Here is a 23,991-nt window from a genome sequence, read left to right on the forward strand (position 1 = left end):
CTAAAACAACATTTGAAGTAAATCCTATGAATAATTAAATTGCTGAAAAATTTTTTTCTTGCAACAAAACTTCAAGTGAATTCCGTATTATTATTGGATTACTCCTCCCTTATACCAAACTTTATTTTTGTTTAAATTTTTTATATATTCGTCCTACTACTTTATTCGCTCCCAAGGAAATGGCTCCTAAAATTAAAACAAAAATAATAAGAGCAATCTTTTTAGGTAGGCTATATGGCAATAACATAGAAAATATAAGAAGTATCACAACTGCAACATATGTAATATATTTTCCAGCCTTAAATGATTGCATATTAATATGCCCCTCTCTTAATCCTTCAATTTAATGGTACCACCTATCCGATAACCATCTCTAACGTATAATCCCGTTTCTTTCCCTAATTAATATTGAATTACCTCCATCCTTTTTCAAACTTTATTATTGTTTAAATTTGTTATGTATTCGTCCTACCACTTTATTCGCCCCCAATGAAATAGCTCCTATAATTAAAACAAAAGTAATAAGAGCAATCTTTTTAGGTAGGCTATATGGCAATAACATAGAAAATATAAGAATAGACGATGTATCGATAATTAAAAGCCGTATACTCACTTCAAAGTCATAATTACCTGTCTTTCAACAAACCCAAACTCTTCGTACATCTCTTTTGCAAAGTTCCCAGTAAATACATTCAACCTAATTTCTGAATACTTCTCCTTCAATTCCTTAATACCAGCTTCCATCAGTTCTCTCGATAATCCTTTCCCGCGATATTCTGGGAAAACGTACAATTCATATATAAATCCAAGTTTTTCACAAGAAAAATAGTCTGTATTTTCCCCTATTAATATCCATCCCATTACTTTATTTTCTTCTTTAATGATTAAATAAAATGCTCCTTTTTCTACAATCGGCTTTGTAATTTCAATCGCTTTCTCGGTACTTAATTGACAATTTCCTCTCGTCCCTTCAAAAAGCGCTTGAGCTGTATGTTTTAATATTTCATTGGTATCTTCTTGATTTGCCTTAATTATCATTTTTCACAACTCCCCTGGAATAATAGGCATTACTATCCCTTGTTCAAGATTCTCCGCCTCCATAACAATTGCCGTTAATCCTTGTTCTGTACTTGTTTCATGGGGCTCTCCCTTCTCCCAAAACACAGCTTGTCCCGCCTCTACCTTTATCTTTTCTTTATTTGCCCCACATACATATCCTGCTCCGTCCACAATAAGAAGCAGTTGAGATACAACTGCTTCATGATAACCGATGATTCCATTCTCTTGTAAACGCATAGCACCGATATGTACATTTCCTTGATGGTTTACTATTTTCGACATTATGAAATTAGAAATACCGATATGTGCTTTCCTACTTTTTCACTAAAATCAAAAATTTTCATTGCTAGTCCTCCTTATACGTATAAAACCATCCTTACTGTCTGCATCATATGTCCTTCAAAGTCTTCTTCAAATTGCTCTAATTCAGCAAAACCTTTCGCTTCATAAAAGCGTTTTCCTTTTTCATTTGCTGCTTCTACATGTATGTACAATTTACGTATCCCATTTAATTCCTTAATCCCTCTTTGTAATAAAGCACTTCCGATCCCTTTTCCTTGCTGATCTGGTAACAAATAAATCGCACCTAATTCCGCTTCATTTTGTAGTCTAACAGGTGAAAAGTTAGCAAATCCTATTACTTCTCCCTCTTCTTCCGCAACGAATAAATGTGTATTTTTAAGACGATATTTCATTTTTTCATCAGAATATGCCTCGTCTAAAAAACTGTCTTGAATTTCTCTTGGAATAATGCCTTCATATGTATCATGCCAAGCTATTTTTGCTACTGATTGTACAGCGTGAATGTCTTCTTGCTTCATTTCTCTAATTACATATGTCATCTCGATGTCTCCATTCTCTTTAAATTATATTCTGCTAATATACTAGAAGAAATGGCAGAACCATTTTTATAATTCACCTTAATTAATTTTAATTTCTCAATTGAAGCTGTTGCAAAATCAAATTTTTCATAAATATATTCCATTACACTTAAAAACTGCTTTGTATGTAATCTATTCGCAATCGTACAATGCGGAACCCATTTTCCCGGTACGTAATATGAATTTGGATTGTCATGAAAATTTTTAAAATAATCATGATAAGAATGATGAAGTTTTAACAATTCATCGGTAACAGTCGGAGCTAGAAAAATCGTACCGTTAGTAGGAAAAGTTCCAACAGAAGGAAAAGTGACTGCAGACATACTTTCTTGAATAGCTACAAATTCCTTTAATTTTTCAATATACAAATTAACATCTAACTCATTATAATCCGCAATCGTTATATGAGGTTCTACTCCAGCTAATTGATTTGTTCCAATTACATTTGTTAATTCATTTTGCAATTCTGTAATTTTATTAGTAAACACACGATCAAATGTAGCAATAATAGCGTACAATCTTTCTCACCCCTTCGTTACACATAGTGCTTCCCATTCTTCACGAATCATTCCCATTCGAATAGAATCATAGTATGTTCCTTTATAATAACGACACTTTCGCATTCTACCTTCTAAGCTCATTCCTATTTTCTCCGCTACTTTCATCATTCGTTCATTGCCAGACCAAGTCGTGATTCCTACTCTACCAATCTCCATTTTTTCAAATAGCAAATCTCTATATAATGTCAATGTTTCTGTACCGTATCCACCATTCCAGTATGTTGGGTCATAAATCACAAGCCCCATCTCTAACCAACGCGTCGGTTTATATTCCCAATAAAACCCGACTGTCCCAATGATTTGACCGTTATTTTCTATAATTAAATTTGACAGTGGTTCTTCTTTCAAACGAGTTTGCATCTTCTCTTTATAGGAAGAGTATTCTTGCATTGAGAACGGGAAATATGGCGCATCCCATTTCTTCCATTCTGGGCTTTCTTCTTTAAATATGATATTCCATAATATTTCTATATCCGATTCTTCTATTGTACGAATTGTAACTTTCTTCCCCTTTAATACAACCTTTTGCATAATTCCCTCCTGCATTCACCTTTATTTCATATATAATTATAATATTTTTTCAGAAAAATCAAAACTAATATCATATATTATATTGTATAATTTTGTTATAAGATACCAATTATTGATTTAGAAAGCTGGTGATTCAATGAATAATCAATTTAGTATTGCTTTATTTCTCACTATTATTACGACAAATATTATTCTATATTTCTTCTTACCATCAAATATTGTTACGAAATGGGACTTCAATGGAACGCCTACATCAACAATGGATAAAAGCACTTTTGTAATCGTAAATATAATTATATGTTCCTTCTTATTCTTTGTATTTTTAGCTTTATCTAAAGCAGTGAGTAACCAGAAATTTCTCCATTGGATCGGCAACACAATGTTATTATTCTTATTTTTTGTCGATATTGTCATTGCCCTCATCGCTCTTGGCTTTTCACTTCCTCTTGATCATTTCATATTTTTAGCATTAGGGCTTTTATTTATATTAATAGGTTATTTCAGTTCCAAAATTGATACGACTAAATCAACCGTTTCATTAGAATGGAATGATAAGCACCTCGAAAAAAGAGCTTCAAATATTAGTAGTATTTCAATGATGATAGCAGGGATTTTTTTAGCGATACTTCCTTTTAGCGTTTCTGCTCCCTATAGAGGTTATGGCATACTAGCAATTCTTTTAGGAATGACGCTTATCATTCTACCGAGTACGATTTATTTACTTATTAAAGACAGCAGGCAGTCCACTAATTTAAAAGGTTAATTGAAGTACGAAGGCGCAAAATAGGCAATAAAAAATAGGAGGTTACATCCCTCCTATTTCAGCTCAATATATTACTTTCCTTCTTATTCAGCTCAAGCAAAATGCCTTTCTCTATCCACCCCTCTACGCCATCTTTTTTAATTAAATCATATCCTGAACAGCTTCCATCAATGAGAGAAACAATGTCACCTTTTCTTACGCTTATTTGCGCACAAGAAATATCCGTTTTTACTGTGTATTCACCTGAATCTAGTTGCTTAATGTATTCATCTTTCACCGAAAGTAATTTATTCGTTTCCTTTTGCTTACATACTGTATAATCTTGCATCTTCTCGATAGGCTCTATGTAATAATACGGATATGTCACTCCGCCCTGCATTTCTGAATTCGCATTAAAATCCGCTATTACTTCGTACCCTGGAAAATAGTCTACATATGTATAAGAAAACGTATCGCCCGTTTGTTTCCTCTGAATAATAAATGCATTTAATTGTCCTGCTTCTTTAATTGCATTTCCTCCATCTATTGCAATAATTTTTTTCTCCTCATCAATAACTGGATTGTTAGACGGTGCTTCTTCAGAATAGTTCACGACAGGCCAATGACCAACTATTACATACTTATTTGCTTTATGTGATTTATTAAAAAACTCTGGCATCGCTATCGCATTTTTGCGCTCTGTTTCTTTCCAATCTACTCTATCTTCTAGCCCGGCATGCACAAAAATATAATCTTCTGTTTCAATCGCTGTTGGCAACTCCGTTAGCCAATATAGTTCTTGTGAAAATTCACTTAGCAATGCTTCTCTCACTTCACGAATTGAAGTGCCTTCATAAACTGAAAAATCCAATTGCTCTAGCCATTCATTAAAAATCGAATGCTTTTTCGTACATAAATAATTAATAAGACGAGGATTTGCATTTAGAAGAGCATCAACTAAAACTTCACAATTTCCTTCAACAACGTGAACATTTGAATTGTTCTTTACAAGATTCATAACGTAGTTTACTACACCTACGCTATCTCGTCCTTTCTCGCAAAGATCTCCATTAATAATTAAATAATCTTCATCTTTAAAGTTAACTTTATGTAGTGCTTCTTTTAAAAGATTTAATTCTCCATGAATATCAGATATGACGATAACTCTAGCATCATTAGGGATTGATAGTTTCTTTATTTTCTTCAAGTATAAGCGCTCCAATCATTCTCTTTATTAAATTAAAACAATTCGACAAAATACACTATATAACCTTTTCAAATACATATACCATAACTTACAACCTATTTACCGTTCAATAATAACTTAATAAATAAGAAGAGGCTGTTCCCAACTTTTGCGGGACAGCTTCTTCTTATTATTTATAATTCTTTATGAAAAGAATAACTCACCTTATCATACCCTTCTCTTTCATAAAAACGATGAGCATCAATTCTTGCAAATGCTGATGTGAGGACGATAGATTCACATCCGTTTTCCTTTCCCCAGTTCTCTATATACGAAAGTAATACATTTCCATGTCCTTTTGAACGATGTGTGTCTGCTGTTACAAGGTCATATACGAAAACGTGCTTCTTATTATAAAAGTTCGTACAAATCGCTACACCTGCAAGGCTAACAACTTCATCCTCCTCATTACGCAGCGAAAATAATTTATAATTTTCTTCTTTCATATTTCGAAATAAAGAGCTTGTTTCCTCTTTTGAAAGTTTCGTTCTTAATTGCTGTAAAACAGGTAATACTTCATGTAATTGCTCTTCCGTTACTACTTCTTTAACATTCATTTTTAACTCTCCCTAACTATTTATTTAATTTTCTAAATGTTATATCATTATTATAGAAAGTAACTGCCCTTTACTTAAGTGACAGTTTAAGTATTTTTTATAAGGCCAGTTTTAAAGGAGAGTTTTATATGGATTTTACTATCCCATTGCAATTACAAAGTAACACACCTATTTACTTGCAAATTTACGAATATATTAAAGCTGAAATTATACAAGGGACTATTTCTGTCGGCACACGTCTACCCTCACACAGAAATTTAGCATCACAACTTAATATTAGCCGCATCACTGTTGAATCAGCTTATCAACAATTATTAGCTGAAGGTTATGTAGAAAGTAAACCGAAACGGGGTATTTTTGTAGCAAATTTCGATATTGACGTTATCCCAAATAAAAAACGAGATGCAGCAATGAAGACGAGCAATTTAATAGACGAAAAATTCGAATATGATTGTAGCCAAGGGCTTATTGATCAAAATACGTTTCCGATTACAAATTGGAAACGAGCATTACAAGAATCCATTCTTAAATACGAAAATGCACTATTTGCCAAAGAAGACCCTCAAGGTGAATTCGCTCTTCGAGAGCATATATCAACATATTTATATCATTCTCGCGGTGTACATTCTTCACCTGATCAAATTGTGATCGGTGCCGGAACGCAGCCACTTCTCTGGCTACTACTTCAACTGCTTGGCCCTACAAAAGAATACGGCATTGAAAACCCTGGATTTCACCGTATACACGCAATCATTAAAAGCTGTGATAGACAAATTCATCCCATACCATTGGATGAAAAAGGTATTGATATTTCTAGCTTATATAATACAAGTGCCAATGTCGCATACGTTACACCATCACATCAATTTCCACTCGGGATTATTATGCCTTTATCTAGAAGATTAGAATTGTTAAAGTGGGCTACTGATTGCAGCGGATACATTATTGAAGATGACTATGACGGTGAGTTTCGCTACGCTGGTAAGCCGATTCCTTCTTTGCAAAGTCTTGATTCAAATGAACGCGTTATTTATATGGGGACTTTCTCAAAATCTTTTTTACCTTCTTTACGAATGGGATATGTTGTTTTACCACCACATCTTTTAAAAACATATCAAGAACTGCATGGAATTTTTAAACAAACAGTCGCTACAATACAACAACTTGCTTTTGCTAACTTTATACAAAGCGGGAATTGGGAACGTCATCTTAACCGGAGTCGTACACTATATAAAAGAAAACATCATGCGTTAGTAAAATCCATTATGAAAGAAATGGGGGCTAATGTTCAAATTCTTGGCGAACAGTCCGGACTTCATATTGTTTTATGTGTCCATAACAGTATGAATGAAAACGAACTGATTGAATCCGCTAAAAAACAAAGCGTTAAATTATACCCGCTTTCTCCATATGATTTCGTGAATGATTTACGTAAGGAATCATACGTATTACTCGGTTTTGGTAGCATTCCAGAAAATAAAATTGAAACGTTGGCTATATTATTGAAAAACGCTTGGTTCCCTAGTTGCAAGGAAACTTGTTAACAGTGGGTTTAACTTGTAACATACTAACAATTCAACAAAATAAAAAAGAAGGCTGTTCCAAAATAACTTTTTGGACAGCCTTCTTCTAGTTATTCACCTGACCTAGCTTTCCTTCCCGGACGTTTCACACCAGTCGTTTCTGTTGAATAAGAAGCTTCAATTATAGCGGTTGGATCTACAGAGAGAACGAGATCTTTCATTTTCGGATAAATGAATCGGTTTGTAATACAATAAATGATTCTCTTATGCTCCCCTAAAAAACCACCTTCTCCATGTAGATACGTAACAGATAGTTGCAATTCTTTCATAAGTAAATCGCCTATTTCTTTATTCTTACCAGAAATAATCATAACGCTCTTACCTTGATTTATACCATCTAATATAAAATCAATCATTTTCGTAACAATATAGAAAATGGCTAATGAGAACATCGCTTGTTCGATTGAAAATAAAATGGCAACAAAGATGAAAATAACTGCATTTACTGCAAGTAAAAATGTACTAATCGGTACATTAAAGTGTTTATTCATCCAAACTGCTAACATTTCCGAACCGTCAATTGCTCCACCCATTTTAACAACAATCCCAACACCAATTCCGAACAGCACTCCACCATAAAGTACAATTAATAACTCAGAAGTCGTAATTGCTGGGAATGGTTTTAAATAAATTAATCCGAGTGTTGTAACTACATTCGCATAAGATGTACGGATAAAAAATTTCTTTCCCATTACTTTTGCAGTAAATAATAAAATTGGGATATTAATTCCTAAGAACACACCATAAAGCGGCAATCCTGCGACTTTATTTGCCATAATAGCAATAGCCGTTACCCCACCATCTACTAATCCATTAGGTGCTAAAATAAGCTCTAATGAACCTGCTACTATAATTGAGCCAATTGTTAATAATACGTATTCAAATACTTTCTTCATTCATTACCCCCAAAACTTATATATTTTCTTAGTATTATTTTAACGTAATTTTACTACTAATTCAAAGGTATCGATTTATATTCAGAAAAGTTTTACCTTTATTGCTATTTTTATGTAACACATGTAACGCGTAATACTAGAAACACACTTACAAATTAAAAGTAAGTGTGTTTTTAACATCTAGTTAATCTTTACATACGGCTTCATTTTTAATTCAAATATTTCCTCAACTGCCCTTTGATATCCACCAGCATTTCTAAGCGACTCTCCCACTTTACGACTATTTTCCTTAAACGTCACATCATCCATTACTTTCTTTACAGTCTCACGTAACAATTCAGAAGTTAACTCGTTACGATTAAGTGTTATGCCTGCCCCTACTTCAGTCAATCGTTTTGCAACGAATGGCTGATCTCCTGTTACCGGAATTACAACTAATGGAACACCGTAATATAACGCTTCACTCGAACTATTCATACCACCATGTGTCACGAATACATCAGCATGCTGTAAAACTTCTAATTGCGGGACATAATTATACAACTTAAAGTTTTTCGGGATATTTTCAAATTGACTTATATTTATCTTCTTACCAACGACTAATACGACTGTCGCATCTACATCTTTAAACGCTTCAAAACACTTTTCATACAAAGCAGGTTGTTCATTAAAAACTGTTCCCATAGAAATGAAAATCACTTTTTCATTTTTTAAATCTTCGGTAGGAAAACTCCCCACTTCTTTTCGAGTAGCAATTGATGGACCTACAAATTTATACGATTCATCAAATAAATCTGAACGCGGCTGATATTCTTTTGAAGTATATACAATCGTAATATCACCAGGATGGTTCATAATATCATACATACTATTACATTTCATTCCATACTGCTTATTCCATCTTTCCATTCCCGCTAAACAAGATTGATATAATGGATTCATTTCGTCTACTTGTCTCGATTCTTGCCCATCATGAAAATTAATGTACTGATTAACAGCAAACGTTGTACAAGATGAAACGCTTGGTAATTGTAAAATATTCGCTATAATACGTCCTACTGGAAAATGATTATCATATATTAAATAATCATATTTTTCCTCTTTTGTTTCTTCTACAATTTGAGTAACAATACGCTCTGATGCTTCAATCATATGAGATAGCATCATCAAAGGGCTCCCACCTTGATTTACTCGTTCCATAATATTAATTTGAGAGAGAAAATTCTCAAACACTCGGAATTCCGCACCTGTTGCTTCAATCTTCTTTCTATAATCTTCAATACAATAAGAAACAACTGTTTCTCCTCTTTGGATTAACTCACTTACAATAGCTAAAGTCGGATTAATATGACCTTCCCCAGGGAAATTTATTACGAGTACATTTGCCATAATATTCTCTCCTATCCAGTCAATCTTATAAAGTTAACAATTAATTATATTAATTAATTTAAGCCTATTATAAATGAAAGCATTCTACTTCTTCATGCTTTTCTCTTCATTTTATTATTGAGAAATATTTTCTATAATCTACATTATTTTGATTCACAATCTTATAAATGAATGCTTAGTTTTACTTTTACTCTTCATAGATTTAAAGATATGAGTCTTACATTCAAGTCTTACTACTGCAATTTTTAGACAATTCACACAAAAATGTAGAAATATAATGTTTTTAATGAATTTTCGCTATAAATGTAACTATGCTTTCAATCTTTTTATCTTTATCCTCATAACACATCATCTGTTATATAATGAATTTATAGAATTTACAGAAAAGGGAGTCTCTTCTTCATGCTACAACAACTATTCAATTCACCTATTCTATCCGTTCAGGCCTTGCACCCAGGTTATGAAGATCATGCAAGTGATGTTTTTCTCGTTCAAACAGAAGATACAGAAGTTATCGTTCGTACTTCTAAAATGAATGAAGAACCAAATAATGATTTTTGGTGGGGATGTAAAAATCTATTTGGAATTGATCCAAGGAACGTCCATCATTTAGAAACTGTACATACATTGCTGCAAGAACATACGAATCTTCCTATCCCAACAATATTAGAAAAACATGTTTTAAATGGCCGTGAATTTGTGGTGGTCGAAAAGTTAGTAGGTAACACAGTTCAATCTTTTATCGAGCAACCAGATTCTATTTTATTTAGCCTAGGAAAAGGACTTGCAGAAATACATAAGTTTAAAGCCGACTTTATAGGAAATCCGTCAGGCACGTTCAAAATTCCACTAAATGAATTCCAATCACATATTTTAAACGTGAGTAAAGAGCTTGTGAATATGTTTTATTCCGATGATGAAAGCATACAAGATGCATTTCCTACCTTTGAATCACAGCTTTCTTCCCTGTCCGTACCAAAAGAAGCTACACTCGTCTTACTTGATATGGACCCTACCCAATTTTTATCTGACGGTACAACTATTACGGGTTTAGTAGATACTGAAGCTTACGCGGTTGCCCCGCGAGAGTTTGATTTTATCGGACTAGAATATGTACTTACCGAAAAAGAAGCACATGCCTTTAAAAGTGGTTACGAAACAATTATGCCTATTCCTCATCTTGAAGAATGTAGACGACCATATCGTTATTTATACCGACTGTTATCTGTGCAAGGTAGTGTGGAATTAAAGAAATGGTTAAGTCACCCATCCTATTTTTAAATATAATTGAGAGGGAGTATACAATGGATATTCAGAAAAAGTGTTCTGTAACAGAAAGTGAAATACAGCAAATGAAGGATTTGGCTTATATTTGTGGGCAACAAGACAATCTTGATTACTCTTCAGATTTACATATCAACTTTTTAAAAAATCGAAATGAAGATCATATAAACGATTTTCTTCTTTATAACGGTACTCAATTAATTGGCACTTTAAATATGTATGATTTCGAAAGACCCACAAAGCTTGAACTAATAGGCTTTGTACATCCTCATTTTAGAAAACAACGTTTCGGAACTACCCTTTTACAAACTGCAATGAAAGAAATACAAAATAGAGAGGCAGATGAAGCTCTTCTTATTATCAATGGGGATTCTATTTCTGGGAATGAATTTGTAAAACATATGAAGTTACCGTATTTATATAGTGAATATAGTATGGAGTTCAAAACAAACGAAATTCAAAAAACAACAGAAAGTAATATACAGCTTACTCTTGCAGCTTCAGAATCACTTCTTGACCTTATTGAAATTTCTAGTAAAGCTTTTGGTGATTCAGTAGACAATACGGCTACATGGTTACAAAAAATGATGACTTCACCTTCTCATAAAGTTTACAGTGCTCTTATTAACGAAAAAGCTATTGGAACAATTACAGTTACTGAGCAAGAACAATCTACTACACTATCAGGATTCGCCGTTCATCCTTCTTATCAAGGTAAAGGATATGGAAAAGATATTCTTAGTTATATGGTACATACCCTTATTACAGAAGGAACTTCAACAATTGAATTAGACGTTGAAACGAAAAATAACCATGCTTTAAAACTATATACACAATGTGGTTTTAAAATTAAAACGAAGCATGACTATTATAATTTAATGAATAGCACGGAGAATATTTATGTTTAAAAAACTTATTTATTCTGATTACGATATTTTCGCATCTATTTATAATAAACAGTGGGGACATTTTGCCGAACACTCCTATCTAGCTTTTGAAAAACTCGTTTTACAATATGCACAACCACGTTCTCATATTTTAGATCTTTGTTGCGGGACTGGTCATCTTACTAGGAAACTACTTGATAATAATTTTGTAGTAACTGGTATAGATGGTTCTACTCAAATGATTGAATATGCAAGTGAAAATGCGCCAGATGCAACCTTTTTCGTCGATGACGCTCGCTATTTCAATATAAATGAGCAATTCCACTACGTCATCTCTGCCGGTGATAGTTTAAACCATATTATGAATTTAGATGAACTAAAAAGTGTGTTTCACAACGTTTACTCCGTATTACATAACGAGGGTATATTCGCATTTGATATGAATATGGAAAAAGGATTTCTTGAAAACTGGATTGCTTCGTTTCATATTTCAGAGAAAGAATATGTTTGTACGATTGATTCTAAATTTGATAATAAAAACAAAAAAGCAGAAATGAATTTCATATTATTTACACGTGATACAAATGATATTTGGAAAAGAAGTGACTTTTCTTTTAAAGAAACATGTTACACTAAAGACGAAATTACTCATGCATTACAATCTGTAGGTTTTAAAAATATTCAATCGTACGGTACAAATAGAGCATTTTTCACTTGCCAAAAATAAAAAAACTGAATCTAAATGATTCAGTTTTTTCTTAATATATTTACAACTGCAGTTGTTTCGTCATTTTCTTTATAAACACGCGGAATTCTTCTATCTAGCATACATGTAACTTCATAGTTTATTGTACTTAACATATCCGCTATTTCTTCTACTGTGATATTTTCTTCACCTTGTTTACCGTAGAATACTACTTCGTCTCCTACTTGTACTGGCATCGCTTTTGAAACATCCAACATTAACTGATCCATACAAACACGGCCAATTACAGGTACTCGAACCCCGTTAATTAACGCATAGCCTTTATTAGATAATTGACGATTATAACCATCAGCATAACCAATTGGTACAGTCGCAATCCATTCTTCACCAGTTGTTACATACGTATTCCCATAACTTACACCACGATTTTTCTTCGCATGTTTAATATGAGCCACTTTTGATTTTAACGACAACGCAGGCTGTAAAGAAACGACTGAATGATCCACCTCTTTTGATGGATACATACCGTACACTCCTATTCCAACGCGCACCATATTTTGAAATGTGTTACTTAATTCCATTGATCCTGCACTATTTGAACTATGAATATATGGTATTTGAATTCCTAATTCTTTCGCTGTATTAACAGCTTTTTCAAATAAACTTGTTTGCATATTCGTATATGATTTATCGATTTCATCTGCCGTAGAGTAATGCGTAAATATCCCTACTACTTCTATATACTCCATACGGTTTAATTCTTCTAAAAATGGTTTAACTTCTTCTTCTTGTAAACCGATACGACTCATTCCTGTATCAATTTTCACTTGAATTTGTACTTTCTTTTGAAGACGGTTTGCAATTTCATTTATACCATGTAAATCTTCTACTCTATAAACAGTCATCATAACGTCATATTGAATTACATCTTCTACAGCCGCTACTGGTGTGTATCCTAAAATTAAAATCGGCACAGTAATTCCTGCTTCTCTTAATTCTATTGCTTCATCTACAAATGCAACTGCAAGTTGATTTATTCCAGCTTCAATTGCAGCTTTGGCAACTTCAACTGCCCCATGGCCATACCCATTCGCTTTTACAGCAGCCATCATCTTAATTTCTTCATCATTTACATGTTTTTTAAATTCTTTTACATTATGTTTTACAGCATTTAAGTCAATTTCTACAATTGTATCTCTTCCATATTTCAAACTCATTGGTCTAACTCCTAACTCAATAATTGCATTCCATTCTATTTCACGTTTCATATGACCTTTTACAATATAATACTTTTCATTATGCTAGTCAAACTACTAGAATTTTCGGAATTTTGAGTATGATATAATATCCTCAAGAAACTATTATATACGGAGACGAGGAGAATTACAATGTTTGTTCAATCTGCATTACATCAACTAAAAGTTGCTATTGATACTTCTATTTATATGCTTAACCAATATAGTGAAAACGATTTAAAAATACAACCGATTCACTCAAAACGATCATTATTTGAACTGTGTACACATCTTTCTCTTATTTGTCATGCTGATTTGCTCATTTTAAATGGTATTCCAGAAAAAGAATTACATACCTTTTATATAGAACATACGCCCGTAACAGTTGCTCAAATGCAACAAACGATGATTGAAGGATACAACCTTCTCTCCAAAACATTTCTTTCCTACTCCCAAATAGAATTAGCAGAAGTTATGACTGCCTATTGGGGTATTTCTTATTCGCGCTTTGAATGGTTACTTGAAATCGTTGCACACTTTTATCATCATCGTGGACAAATTCATCTTTTATTATGTGAGCATATGAAAGATCCTCGCATTCCTTTATTTGAGTGATTTTCCACTTATTCATTAATTATAAATAGAGAAGCTACAAAACCAATAAAAAGTATCATTCCTAATAAAATAAATGTTTGAGCATACCCTCCTATTTTCATTAGATAAATAGAAATGATAGGTCCTATACTAGTACCTAAAAATAAAATAAAAGTATAAATAGATACTGCTATTCCCCTCGCTTTCCCTCCTAATTGACCTACAAGAGAAACTAAAGACGGAACGGATATAGCAATACCTATTACAAAACAGACACTCATCATTACAAGTAGAGATAGATACGAAACAAATCCCATTGAACTTAGACTAAAAATAGCGATCAACAATCCTCCCTGAAGAACTTTTCTTACTTCAAACCTCTTCGTTAAACGACCTGCAAGCGGTGACAGCAACATACCAAATAGCCCCGCTAAGCGAAAATAAAGAATTTGTTCTGCAGTTAAATTGTAAGTAGGAGAGCTCAAATAATTCCCTAAAACAGTATACATATTAACAAAAGCCATTAATAAAACAAATGCAATTATATAGCTTAATACTAAGCTTTTATTTGTAAAAACTTTACCCATCTGTTTAATTGGCCCCAAAATATCAGTATAGGATTGAGACGTCTCTCCTTTCGGAAGAGAATAATAAACCCATATAGCAGTACTTATATAGACAATGCTAAGAAGAAAGAAAACCATATGCCATCCAAAATGCTGACTAACAGCAGTACTTATTACCTGCCCTACAATTCCAGCTACTAAAAAACCAGTACTAACAAATCCTATTGTTGTAACCCTTCTTTCTACTGGGAACATTTCTACAACGTAGGCTAGCGCTACTGGAGAAAATGTAGCTGCTGCTATCCCTTGTATACCTCGAAAAATAACAAGCCAAAATAAACTATCTACAAACCCTAAGCAAAAAGAAACAATCGACAGTGCAAGCAATCCAATAAAAATCACTTTTTTTCGTCCATATTTATCAGAAATTGCCCCAAATAACAAACACCCTATAGCAAAGCCAACAGAAAATATACTTCCTGTAGCTGCCGATTGTGCTAATGACGTATTAAAAATGTTTGAAAATAGAGAGATTAAAGGTATTGTTACATATAGGCTAGACATAACTACCATACCCGACCAACATAATACTGCTGTCATTATTGTATAATTCTTTTCACTATTTACTTCCTTTCCTATTTCCATCATAAACTCTCTCCCTTATTACGATTTGTTTTTATTAGTTTAAACTCTCTAAATTACTAAAATAGCATTCCTTTAACTCTTATTTATTTTAATTACATAGCAAAAATTATCACCGTTCATAAAGTTAGTTAAGCATATAATAAGGTAAGCTAATTATATGTCCAAATAAATAAGTTGATCTTCATAATCAACTTATTTACCTACCTTCTCCTAATTTCACCTGCATAGTTGTTTGCATTTTATTTAATAGCTTTTCTAAAACTTGACGCTCTTCTTGATTAAAGCCATCAACTAACGAAGCGCAAGATAACCAAAAAGTTGGTAAAGAATGTGTAACTAGTTCTTTTCCTTTCGGAGTAATTTTCACCTTTAATCTTCTTCGATCTTCAGAATGGTGGAATCTTACGATTAACTCTCGTTTCTCCATCCAATCTAATAAGCCAGTGACAGAAGCACGTGTAATCCCTAATCGACTCGCAATATCCGAAGGACTCATGTTCACCTCTTCCCCATTCGCTTCCATTTCACGCAAAATAAACAATAGTAAAAAATCTAATTTACTCTCTGAAATACCAAGCGGAGCTAAATCTACGTCAACCGCATCAAGAACATTATCAGACGTCCATAACATTAACAAACCAAGTTTTGCTGCGATTGGATCCGTTTCCGCTGATGCTGTCTTTTTGATTAACTCTGCGTACGGCTCAATCCCTAAAGGAAGAGAATCTTTTCTTGAATCCATTCATCTTCACTCTCCTTTCTCATTAAATGATTAGCTTGCCTAATTACTTTCTCATTATACTCATATTTTTCCTTTTATTGCAAGCACATTGTTGAACAAAAAAATCCTATTATTAAAACAGGATTTTTCACACTGACTAGCTATCAGTTTTAAATAATGTGCAACTTCTTTAAGGCATAAGAAATTCCGCCTTCACTCGCCTTCGTTGTAACGAAATCAGCCCTTCTCTTCAACTCCTCTCCACCATTTCCCATCGCAACTCCTAATCCTACATACTGCAACATCTCAATATCATTTCCACCATCGCCAAAAGCAATGGCTTCTAATTTACTAATGTTTAAATGTTCCAATACTTTTTGAATTGCAGTTAGCTTCGATACTTTACTATCTTCCAATACATTCATAACGTAACCATGAAAACGGTCAAACGTAAGTGCTGGATATCTTTCAATGAATTTTTGAGCTTCTGTATCATCAGCATACAGACATATGCAATACATCTCATCTGACAAGTTTTTAACTTTGTCAGGATACCGCTCTAAATTTAAAGTTTCATTTAACGCTCGTATGACACGTTCATCTTTGGAGGCAATATCATTCATTGCAAATTCTTCTGTAAAGTAAGAAACACTGTGACCATGTAATTCAGCAAAATTTGAAATATCATGAACGATTTCGCTTGAAAGTACTGATTTATGTATAACTTTTTCCCCCAATTTTATATGTGCACCATTTGCAGAAATATACGTTTTTATGCCTAGCCCCTTAAATTGTGAGCATAAACTATATGGTCTCCCTGTTGTAACAACTACGTGAATCCCCTTATCTATTAATCTTTGTACCGCTTCTTTTGTACTTTCATGCATACTTCTATCAATCTCGCTTAAAAGCGTACCGTCAACATCAAAAAATGCAACTTTGTACATAAGTCTTTACATCCCGTCCAAATGATTCGTATCATTAATGAAATGCACCGTTTTTTGTTCACCCTCAATTTCAATTAAACTTATTCCCGTATCTCCCATTTTGAAATAGTAGTCCATTGAAATTGGCATATTGAAAAATGCACGTAATAGACTATTAATTACGCCTCCATGGGCAACAATCGCAATTCGATCATATGTATTCTCTGTCACAATTTTAGAAAAAATCCCTTCTATTCTCATTCGAAACTCAATAAATGACTCTCCGTTTTCAAAACGGTCATGAAGAAATTTTGGCTCTGGATATTTCTTTGCTTCTTCAAATGATAAGCCAGCTTGTATTCCATTATTAAACTCCATTAATTCCTCTTCTAATTGAATTGGACAACCAATTGCTTCTGCTAATGTTTCACCCGTTTCGCGAGCGCGTTTTAATGTGCTTGCCCAAATGAAATCTGGTGCAAAATCTTTTTTCACTTTCTGTACAAGTCTTTGTACTTGTCGTCTCCCTTTGTCAGTCAACTCAAAATCAGCTCGTCCTTCATGCACATGTAAAATATCAGCTTCTGATTCTCCGTGGCGTATTAGTAGTATTTGCATGTTTCTCTCTCCCCCTTTATTTAATATTCATAAAATTCTATTATATCACATTTTAAGATTTCAAAATAAAAAGGAACGGTCTCCCGTCCCTCATCCATTCACTTTTTCTGCATCATTCCAATAATATTTACTAAACGCTTCTGTTAACACATCAATTGTGTTATATAATTCATCTAACGTATTATCAACACCACCAACTTCAATTAACATCGCATTTTTCGATAGATCTTGGTTATAAACGCCATTTCCATCTTTTTTATACTTCGGAAAAATCCCTCTACTTAATCCGTAATAGTTTTCATCTAAATAACTATTGATCGCTCTTGCAATTTTTTCATTTTCAGCACGGCCTTCATTTTCCATCCCAATAATAAAATATAATCTTGCATACGATTTTCCATTAATTACTTTTGTTGTTACTTTCTTACGCTGATCATCACGATGTATATCAATCGGAAACGCAATTTTATTATTTTGTGCTAATGCTCCTTTTACATATTCATGAGATGCTTTATATGACTGATACCATACCCACTTTTTACTCGCTAATAAATCACCCATATTCGTTTTATCGTGAATTACTGGAATTCCTTGCCCCTCAAGTTGTTCCTTCATACGTTTTCCTAGTAAGAACACATTTACATCTGGGCTAGATGGATCAGTTGCCCCTGGTAATAATGGAAAGAAGGATTCCCAGCTATGTGTATGATAAATATATACTGCACTTTCACCTTTTTTCGCTCCGTTCTTTTTCTGAACCGGATTATTCTTTTCCGCTTCTGTAACTTTATCTTTTGCTACTTCCCGTTCTTTCGTTACTTCTTCAATCGGTACACTAGATTCATTTGGGATATTCGTCAAGTTTGTCCCTTCCCCAGCTACGATAATATTAGAATAATACTTTGACATACCAGGTACTTCTTTACCGACGAATGTTCTTAAATCTTTAATTTTCAAATCTGTCGCAATAGAGAACATTAAATTCCCAACTGACTCTCTTTTATTCTGCTTAAAATAATCAAATCCGTAATAGTGATTCTCACTTTCTATCATTTGAACAAAACCTTGCATCGATACTTTTCCAAACCATTGATTTGCATAATTCGATTTCATTGTATGTAAAAGTGACGTCAAAATCGACGCTATTATAATTACTATTAGCGCATATAAAAGGAGTAACGAAATTAATTTCTTCCCATGTATTCGAGTTGCATACTTTTTCACTGCATCACCTTCTTTATACATGGATATGTACAAGCTTTTCGGAATATACGCACAAAAAAAGAGAAATGGTATCCCATTTCTCTTCCTCACTTTTATTGTTCTTTTCCTGTATCATTTGAAGGTAGTTTCTTCGCTTGTTTTTCTTTAAATATTTCTCCAATTGCCCCAAGAGTACCAAGTGTTTCAATTGCATTAGACGGAATAAAGACTTTATTTGCTGGTCCTTTTGCAACTTCAGCTAATGATTCGAATGATTTGTAAGCAAGTATGCGCTCATCCAAATTCGCTTCACGAAGCAATTCAATACGGTTTTGTTCTGCTTTTGCGATTTCTTCAATTGCTCGCGCTTCCCCTTGTGCCTCTAATTCTTTTGCTTCTCTTATACCTTCAGCTTCGCGAATACGCGCTTCTTTATCCCCTTCAGCCATCAAGATTTTACTTTGCTTTTCCCCTTCAGCACGAAGAACTTTATCTTGTTTTGCTGCTTCAGCTTCTAAAATAATTGCACGTTTATTACGCTCAGCCTTCATTTGTTTTTCCATTGATGCTTGCACATCTTTTGGCGGGTTAATATCAACAACTTCGACACGTTCAATACGTACGCCCCATTTTTCTGTTGCTTCATCAAGCGCTAAGCGGATTTCTGTTGAAATTTTTTCACGACCAGATAACGTTTCATCCAGTTCCATTTTACCGATAATTTGACGCATCGTTGCTGAAGTAATATTACGAACACCATATTCATAGTTTGAAATACCATATGTCGCAAGTTCTGGTTCAACAATTTGATAGAAAATAATTGTATCTATTTCTACTTGAACATTATCTTTCGTAATTACTTTTTGCGGTGGTACATTCGTTTGTTGAATACGTAAGTCGTGATATACACGAACACGATCTACAATTGGGATTAAAATATTTAATCCTGGGTGCATGATACGTTGAAACTTACCAAATCTTTCAACAACCCCAACTTTTTGCTGAGGAATAATTTTAATTGTTAATGCGATAAATGTAACTACAATTAGTGCGAATATAATCGTTAACGTTAATGCTACCATATTTATTCACTCTCCTTTTTTACTTGTAATATAGTACTATGCCTCTTTATAACAACGACTTTTTCTCCAGCATCAATTGAAGAATCTGCAATAGCTGTCCAAGTATCTCCATCCACCTTCACAATACCATTCGCTTCATTTGTAATCGCTTGCATAACAATCCCTTTTTTACCAACAAGCATATCTACTGTATCCGTAAAACCTTTTGCTTCTCGAAAGTTTTTTGAAATTCTTTTCGTAAAGAATGTCAAAGTTAAACTTATAATTGCGCCAACAGTAACTTGTAACAGTAGTGCATCAGGAGCAAACAAAGCAATAAGACCTCCGACAACAGCTCCAATTCCAAGCCAAAGCATGTAAAATGTAATCGACAACATTTCTGCAATAAATAAAATACCAGCTATTATAAACCAAATTACCCAAGCAGCCATATGCAACCCTCACTTTCTTTCTCATTTTCTATATGTATATGAAGAAAAGAATGGTTTATCCGCCCTTTCTTACACTTGGGCGTTTGCTACAAGCTATTGTACATACTCACTGTTACAATAATTATTAATATAATACTATATCAATATATTCTTCATTATACATGAAAATCCCTTTCAAAAAGTGACAAAAAATTAAATTCTTTAAAAATTTCATTTTTTAAATTACAATTATTCTAATTACTAAATACTATTTTTATAGAGGTGTTATTCTTATTGAGAAACCTGTCACTAACCTACTACTTAGGTTCCAAAACATGCATTACTCTCGCTGACATCGTATATGTAATGATTATTACAACTCATATTTATATAGCAACTAAATCAGCTACTATTACTGCTCTTTTTCCATTATTACAAGTTATCACAAATCTAATTGCTAACATCTCTGCACCACTAATAATAAATCGTTTTCCGTCTTATACGTTGTTATATACGCTACAATGGCTAAAAACAGTCTTTTTACTATTATTAATGATTTTGTTTCCGGTCTTATCCACAAACATTATAGCTCTATTAACTTTTATTTTTTTCATTTCATTATGTAGTGGATGGAGCGCTCCATTACTATACAGCATTCTTCCGCGCCTTACACCGAAAGAAAAATTAGTAAAAGTAAATAGTATCTTTTCCTTTTCAACACAAATTGCGCAAGCCGCCGCTTATTCATTTACGAGTGTTATCGTTCTTCTCATTGGCGCTACATCTACACTCATGATTAATAACATGTTAATGATTTTTGGATGTATTGCATTACACTTTTCATTACGTACCATACATACTGAACGAATAGCAGATCCTCCCTCTTCAAAAAGTACTGCTTTATCGGAAGGTTGGAAACTCTTATTTCAAAATCCTTCTCTCCGTACCGTTACATATATGGACTTAATTGAAACTTTCGCCGGGACAATATGGATTGGCGCTATTACGATGGCATATGTTACGACTATTCTTCATAAAGGCGAAGAATGGTGGGGATATATTAATACAAGTTATTATGTTGGCACGTTAATCGGTGGTCTATTAGCATGGAAAATGAGTTCCTATATTCAAAACAACTTAATACGATCTATGTCGATTGGCTCTCTTATATTTAGCATTCTTACATTTTTATATGGTATGACGAGCAGCGGATTTATTGCGCTTTTTCTATGTGTTCTAATGGGACCATGTTATCAAATTAGAGATATTTCCCAAACGACTGTTTTACAATCAAGTGTCGCCCCTGCTTTATTATCAAAAATGTATACAGCACACGGTGTACTTCTTTCAACAGCCTCTGGACTATCTATGCTTAGTGTTGGCATTATTACTGATATGTTCGGTGTTCGTACAATTTATATCATCGCTTCTATTCTTATTTTATGTTCCGCTTGTTTATCTTTTAGTTTATTAAAATATCATAAAACAGAGCAGAACGATATTTCACTTTAATCACTAAAACAAAAAGGACAGGCATTCCCTGTCCTTTTTGTTTATTCTATTCATGACAAGTTTGGGATTTTTCTATGTTTTGTCGCCTGTTCAAAAGCGTAAGCTAGCTTAATTAACATCCCTTCACTAAAGGCAGTACTTGCAATCGTAATTCCAAAAGGTCTCCCGCTTTCCATATACCCTGCAGGTATTGCTATAGACGGATAACCCGCTTTCGCACATATAGTAGAAGCTATATAGGAAGGAAACAGTATCGCATCAAGATTATATTTTTCCAATGCAAAATCAATGCCTTGTTCTTGTGAAAAATATATATCTTCTAATCTTGCATTTAAATATTCTGGATTTCGTAACGTATTAGGAAAATCTTTTCTTCCCTCTAACTTAGTTTGTCCATATTTTAAAGCTCTTTCTGCTATGTTTTTATTAAACTCCATTAACTCCGAAATAGAATGTACCGGAATAGTAGAAGGTAATTTAGAAAGATAGTTATCTAAACTATGTTTCAGTTCATAAAGCGGCACTCCCCAACTCCATTCTCTATGAAAAGAAGGAATATTAATATTTTCTACTACTGTCGCTCCTTCATTACGTAATACTTGGATCGTTTCCTTAAACAAGATTTCATCATACTCACCATTTTCGTAATAATCTTTTGGTGCATCGTTAAACACACCAATCTTCGCTCCATTTAAGCCATTAACATTAAGATATTTTGTATAATCCTGCTCTGCCCTACCTTCACTTCTATGAGTAGCAACATCTTTCTCATCTACTCCAATTAAACTCCCTAGCAAAATAGCAGCATCTGTTACCGTTCTAGCAAATGGTCCAGCTGTATCTTGCGAATAAGTAAATGGAATAATTCCTCTACGACTAATTAAACCGACAGTCGGTTTAATACCTACTACAGAATTTTGAACAGCAGGGCTCAAAATAGAAGCATCGGTTTCTGTCCCAATAGATACTACTGTAAAGTTAGCGGCAACTGCTATCGCAGATCCTGTACTAGATCCGCCAACAAACATATGGTCCTTGCCCGTTCCGTATGGATTGATTGTTTGACCACCTCTTGCACTATATCCAGTCCACATTTCAAAAGACATTGCATTTGCTAATTCTGTCATATTTGTTTTTCCTATTATTACTGCTCCGGCTTCTCGTAATTTTGTAACGAGAAATGCATCTTCACTGCTTATATTTTGTTCTAGAGCAATCGTACCTGCACTTGTATGCATGGAGTCATTCGTTTCAATATTGTCTTTAAGCAAAACAGGTATACCATGTAATGGACCCCTTATACCTTTTGTCTTTCTTTCATAATCTAACGCTTCTGCAATAAAAATAGCATCTGGATTGATTTCTAAAATAGAATTAATTTCCGGTCCGTCTTGGTCATACTTTGCGATTCTATGAAGATAATACATCACTAATTCCTTTGAAGTTAACTGCCCAGATTCCATTTCGGTTTGTATATCATGAATTGTTAATTCTTTTTTTAATACTGGATTAAACTGAATCTCCATTTATATTCTCCCTTATAGCAACTTTTTTGCGTATAACTCTTACTTTTTCATCTTTTCACCCCAACTATTCCAAACTAATATTCCTTTAAAGAAATTCAATTTATCTATTCAAAAAGCCTTTAATTTCCCGAAAAATAAAAAGAGTCTGAAACGAATGAACTGTCGCTTCAGACTCTTTTATTACTTTACATATATCTCATCTAATAAGTGTAAAAACTCTCCTTGTTTCCCTGCTAATTCAGGGCATTTTGCAATATTAACCCATTCGTAGCTAAACGCTAAACCTTGATCTTTCTCACCAGCACTTACTATATGTTCCCATGTATCTTTTACATCAGTTAGTAAAGTTACATGAAAAAAGTGCCGTTTTTCATATTCCTGTTTTTCCTTCACATGTATAATGTAATCTGCTAAAAAACGCTCTATACATAAATGACGCAATCCGGATTCTTCCTGTACTTCACGCAATATAGCCGCTTCTAACGTTTCACCTTCATCAACCGTTCCCCCTGGCACTTGAATACCAGCTTCATGTATATCACGATGTTTAAAAACCAGTAATTGCATAACCCCCTCTTTTTCTCTTGTAATATATGCATGTACTTTTTTCTTATATAACATCTTCATTATAC

The 23,991-nt window shown here is 33.5% G+C and carries 26 protein-coding genes and 1 pseudogene; 7 read left to right on the plus strand and 20 right to left on the minus strand.

Translation table 11 applies throughout. The annotated features are described in order from the left end of the window. Positions 1 to 121 precede the first annotated feature (121 nt). The 6 genes and pseudogenes from OXT04_RS10775 to OXT04_RS10800 form a co-directional block, all read right to left on the minus strand. Entirely contained in the window at positions 122 to 313 is a 192-nt protein-coding gene (locus tag OXT04_RS10775) for a hypothetical protein (RefSeq protein ID WP_065228716.1), read from the minus strand. A 296-nt stretch (positions 314 to 609) separates the two neighbouring features. Further along, positions 610 to 1,038, minus strand: a complete 429-nt coding sequence (locus OXT04_RS10780) for a GNAT family N-acetyltransferase (RefSeq protein ID WP_000584233.1) — start codon at positions 1,036 to 1,038, stop codon at positions 610 to 612. Next, positions 1,035 to 1,403: pseudogene (locus OXT04_RS10785) on the minus strand (cupin). The gene OXT04_RS10780 and the pseudogene OXT04_RS10785 overlap by 4 nt, the downstream one beginning before the upstream one ends. Before the next feature lie 12 nt (positions 1,404 to 1,415). Continuing rightward, positions 1,416 to 1,901: a GNAT family N-acetyltransferase gene (locus OXT04_RS10790; protein WP_000222825.1), complete on the minus strand. Its 486-nt coding sequence runs from the start codon at positions 1,899 to 1,901 to the stop codon at positions 1,416 to 1,418. After that, positions 1,898 to 2,458 (minus strand): 2'-5' RNA ligase family protein, encoded by a 561-nt coding sequence (locus OXT04_RS10795; protein WP_016512964.1) that lies wholly within the window; start codon positions 2,456 to 2,458, stop codon positions 1,898 to 1,900. Before OXT04_RS10795 ends, OXT04_RS10790 begins: the two co-directional genes overlap by 4 nt. Before the next feature lie 6 nt (positions 2,459 to 2,464). Further along, on the minus strand, positions 2,465 to 3,031 hold the full coding sequence (locus OXT04_RS10800; protein WP_267414391.1) for a GNAT family N-acetyltransferase: 567 nt from the start codon (positions 3,029 to 3,031) through the stop codon (positions 2,465 to 2,467). A gap of 136 nt (positions 3,032 to 3,167) precedes the next feature. On the opposite strand from OXT04_RS10800, the gene OXT04_RS10805 reads away from it, so the two are divergent. Next, positions 3,168 to 3,794: a DUF1648 domain-containing protein gene (locus tag OXT04_RS10805; protein ID WP_098360813.1), complete on the plus strand. Its 627-nt coding sequence runs from the start codon at positions 3,168 to 3,170 to the stop codon at positions 3,792 to 3,794. 58 nt (positions 3,795 to 3,852) lie between these two features. Here OXT04_RS10805 and OXT04_RS10810 read toward each other — a convergent pair whose 3' ends face one another. Then, the gene (locus tag OXT04_RS10810; RefSeq protein ID WP_016512967.1) at positions 3,853 to 4,980 is read right to left on the minus strand and encodes a metallophosphoesterase; all 1,128 of its coding nucleotides are present in this window, start codon (positions 4,978 to 4,980) and stop codon (positions 3,853 to 3,855) included. Between the two features lie 173 nt (positions 4,981 to 5,153). Next, complete coding sequence (locus tag OXT04_RS10815; RefSeq protein ID WP_001101121.1) at positions 5,154 to 5,576, minus strand: GNAT family N-acetyltransferase; 423 nt, start codon at positions 5,574 to 5,576, stop codon at positions 5,154 to 5,156. A gap of 128 nt (positions 5,577 to 5,704) precedes the next feature. Here OXT04_RS10815 and pdxR point away from each other — a divergent pair, with 128 nt between their 5' ends. After that, positions 5,705 to 7,120: a MocR-like pyridoxine biosynthesis transcription factor PdxR gene (pdxR, locus tag OXT04_RS10820; RefSeq protein ID WP_267414395.1), complete on the plus strand. Its 1,416-nt coding sequence runs from the start codon at positions 5,705 to 5,707 to the stop codon at positions 7,118 to 7,120. An 89-nt stretch (positions 7,121 to 7,209) separates the two neighbouring features. On the opposite strand, the gene OXT04_RS10825 is transcribed toward pdxR, so the two are convergent. Next, entirely contained in the window at positions 7,210 to 8,055 is an 846-nt protein-coding gene (locus OXT04_RS10825) for a YitT family protein (RefSeq protein WP_000755126.1), read from the minus strand. Positions 8,056 to 8,235: 180 nt separating this feature from the next. Beyond that, on the minus strand, positions 8,236 to 9,444 hold the full coding sequence (locus tag OXT04_RS10830) for a macrolide family glycosyltransferase (RefSeq protein WP_098360811.1): 1,209 nt from the start codon (positions 9,442 to 9,444) through the stop codon (positions 8,236 to 8,238). 402 nt (positions 9,445 to 9,846) lie between these two features. Here OXT04_RS10830 and OXT04_RS10835 point away from each other — a divergent pair, with 402 nt between their 5' ends. Genes OXT04_RS10835 through OXT04_RS10845 form a run of 3 tightly spaced genes read left to right on the plus strand, consistent with a single transcriptional unit; the run spans position 9,847 to position 12,342 of the window. Next, positions 9,847 to 10,725, plus strand: coding sequence for an aminoglycoside phosphotransferase family protein (locus tag OXT04_RS10835; RefSeq protein WP_098360810.1), 879 nt, complete (start codon positions 9,847 to 9,849; stop codon positions 10,723 to 10,725). Between the two features lie 23 nt (positions 10,726 to 10,748). Then, positions 10,749 to 11,636 carry a GNAT family N-acetyltransferase gene (locus tag OXT04_RS10840; protein WP_071714387.1) on the plus strand — a complete coding sequence of 296 codons (888 nt, stop codon included), beginning with the start codon at positions 10,749 to 10,751 and terminating at the stop codon, positions 11,634 to 11,636. Further along, complete coding sequence (locus OXT04_RS10845) at positions 11,629 to 12,342, plus strand: class I SAM-dependent methyltransferase (RefSeq protein WP_267414401.1); 714 nt, start codon at positions 11,629 to 11,631, stop codon at positions 12,340 to 12,342. The genes OXT04_RS10840 and OXT04_RS10845 overlap by 8 nt, the downstream gene beginning before the upstream one ends. 20 nt (positions 12,343 to 12,362) lie before the next feature. On the opposite strand, the gene alr is transcribed toward OXT04_RS10845, so the two are convergent. After that, positions 12,363 to 13,538 (minus strand): alanine racemase, encoded by a 1,176-nt coding sequence (alr, locus tag OXT04_RS10850; protein WP_002093966.1) that lies wholly within the window; start codon positions 13,536 to 13,538, stop codon positions 12,363 to 12,365. 171 nt (positions 13,539 to 13,709) lie between these two features. Between alr and OXT04_RS10855 the strand changes: the two genes are divergently transcribed. Further along, entirely contained in the window at positions 13,710 to 14,171 is a 462-nt protein-coding gene (locus OXT04_RS10855) for a DinB family protein (protein WP_098360808.1), read from the plus strand. 8 nt (positions 14,172 to 14,179) lie between these two features. Here OXT04_RS10855 and OXT04_RS10860 read toward each other — a convergent pair whose 3' ends face one another. The 7 genes from OXT04_RS10860 to OXT04_RS10890 all read right to left on the minus strand — a co-directional run bounded on the left by OXT04_RS10860 (position 14,180) and on the right by OXT04_RS10890 (position 20,342). Beyond that, on the minus strand, positions 14,180 to 15,361 hold the full coding sequence (locus OXT04_RS10860; RefSeq protein WP_048535550.1) for an MFS transporter: 1,182 nt from the start codon (positions 15,359 to 15,361) through the stop codon (positions 14,180 to 14,182). A gap of 196 nt (positions 15,362 to 15,557) precedes the next feature. Then, positions 15,558 to 16,103, minus strand: coding sequence for a MarR family winged helix-turn-helix transcriptional regulator (locus OXT04_RS10865; protein WP_000378333.1), 546 nt, complete (start codon positions 16,101 to 16,103; stop codon positions 15,558 to 15,560). A gap of 149 nt (positions 16,104 to 16,252) precedes the next feature. Then, positions 16,253 to 17,029 carry a Cof-type HAD-IIB family hydrolase gene (locus tag OXT04_RS10870; RefSeq protein ID WP_267414402.1) on the minus strand — a complete coding sequence of 259 codons (777 nt, stop codon included), beginning with the start codon at positions 17,027 to 17,029 and terminating at the stop codon, positions 16,253 to 16,255. A gap of 6 nt (positions 17,030 to 17,035) precedes the next feature. Continuing rightward, the gene (locus OXT04_RS10875) at positions 17,036 to 17,626 is read right to left on the minus strand and encodes a histidine phosphatase family protein (RefSeq protein WP_001166442.1); all 591 of its coding nucleotides are present in this window, start codon (positions 17,624 to 17,626) and stop codon (positions 17,036 to 17,038) included. Between the two features lie 90 nt (positions 17,627 to 17,716). Further along, positions 17,717 to 18,922 carry a stage II sporulation protein P gene (gene spoIIP / locus OXT04_RS10880; protein WP_308202225.1) on the minus strand — a complete coding sequence of 402 codons (1,206 nt, stop codon included), beginning with the start codon at positions 18,920 to 18,922 and terminating at the stop codon, positions 17,717 to 17,719. Positions 18,923 to 18,942: 20 nt separating this feature from the next. Continuing rightward, a complete protein-coding gene (locus OXT04_RS10885; protein ID WP_000226254.1) occupies positions 18,943 to 19,911 on the minus strand; it encodes an SPFH domain-containing protein in 969 nt (322 codons plus the stop codon). A 2-nt stretch (positions 19,912 to 19,913) separates the two neighbouring features. Further along, positions 19,914 to 20,342: an NfeD family protein gene (locus OXT04_RS10890; RefSeq protein WP_000741971.1), complete on the minus strand. Its 429-nt coding sequence runs from the start codon at positions 20,340 to 20,342 to the stop codon at positions 19,914 to 19,916. Between the two features lie 273 nt (positions 20,343 to 20,615). Between OXT04_RS10890 and OXT04_RS10895 the strand changes: the two genes are divergently transcribed. Next, the gene (locus OXT04_RS10895) at positions 20,616 to 21,833 is read left to right on the plus strand and encodes an MFS transporter (protein WP_001245237.1); all 1,218 of its coding nucleotides are present in this window, start codon (positions 20,616 to 20,618) and stop codon (positions 21,831 to 21,833) included. Positions 21,834 to 21,883: 50 nt separating this feature from the next. On the opposite strand, the gene OXT04_RS10900 is transcribed toward OXT04_RS10895, so the two are convergent. Next, a complete protein-coding gene (locus OXT04_RS10900) occupies positions 21,884 to 23,359 on the minus strand; it encodes an amidase family protein (RefSeq protein WP_267414404.1) in 1,476 nt (491 codons plus the stop codon). A gap of 180 nt (positions 23,360 to 23,539) precedes the next feature. Then, positions 23,540 to 23,986 carry an NUDIX hydrolase gene (locus OXT04_RS10905; protein ID WP_098661626.1) on the minus strand — a complete coding sequence of 149 codons (447 nt, stop codon included), beginning with the start codon at positions 23,984 to 23,986 and terminating at the stop codon, positions 23,540 to 23,542. Positions 23,987 to 23,991: the final 5 nt, after the last annotated feature.

It is taken from the genome of Bacillus sp. GC_Bacil_1 (assembly GCF_026540675.1).
Taxonomy (GTDB): domain Bacteria; phylum Bacillota; class Bacilli; order Bacillales; family Bacillaceae_G; genus Bacillus_A; species Bacillus_A cereus.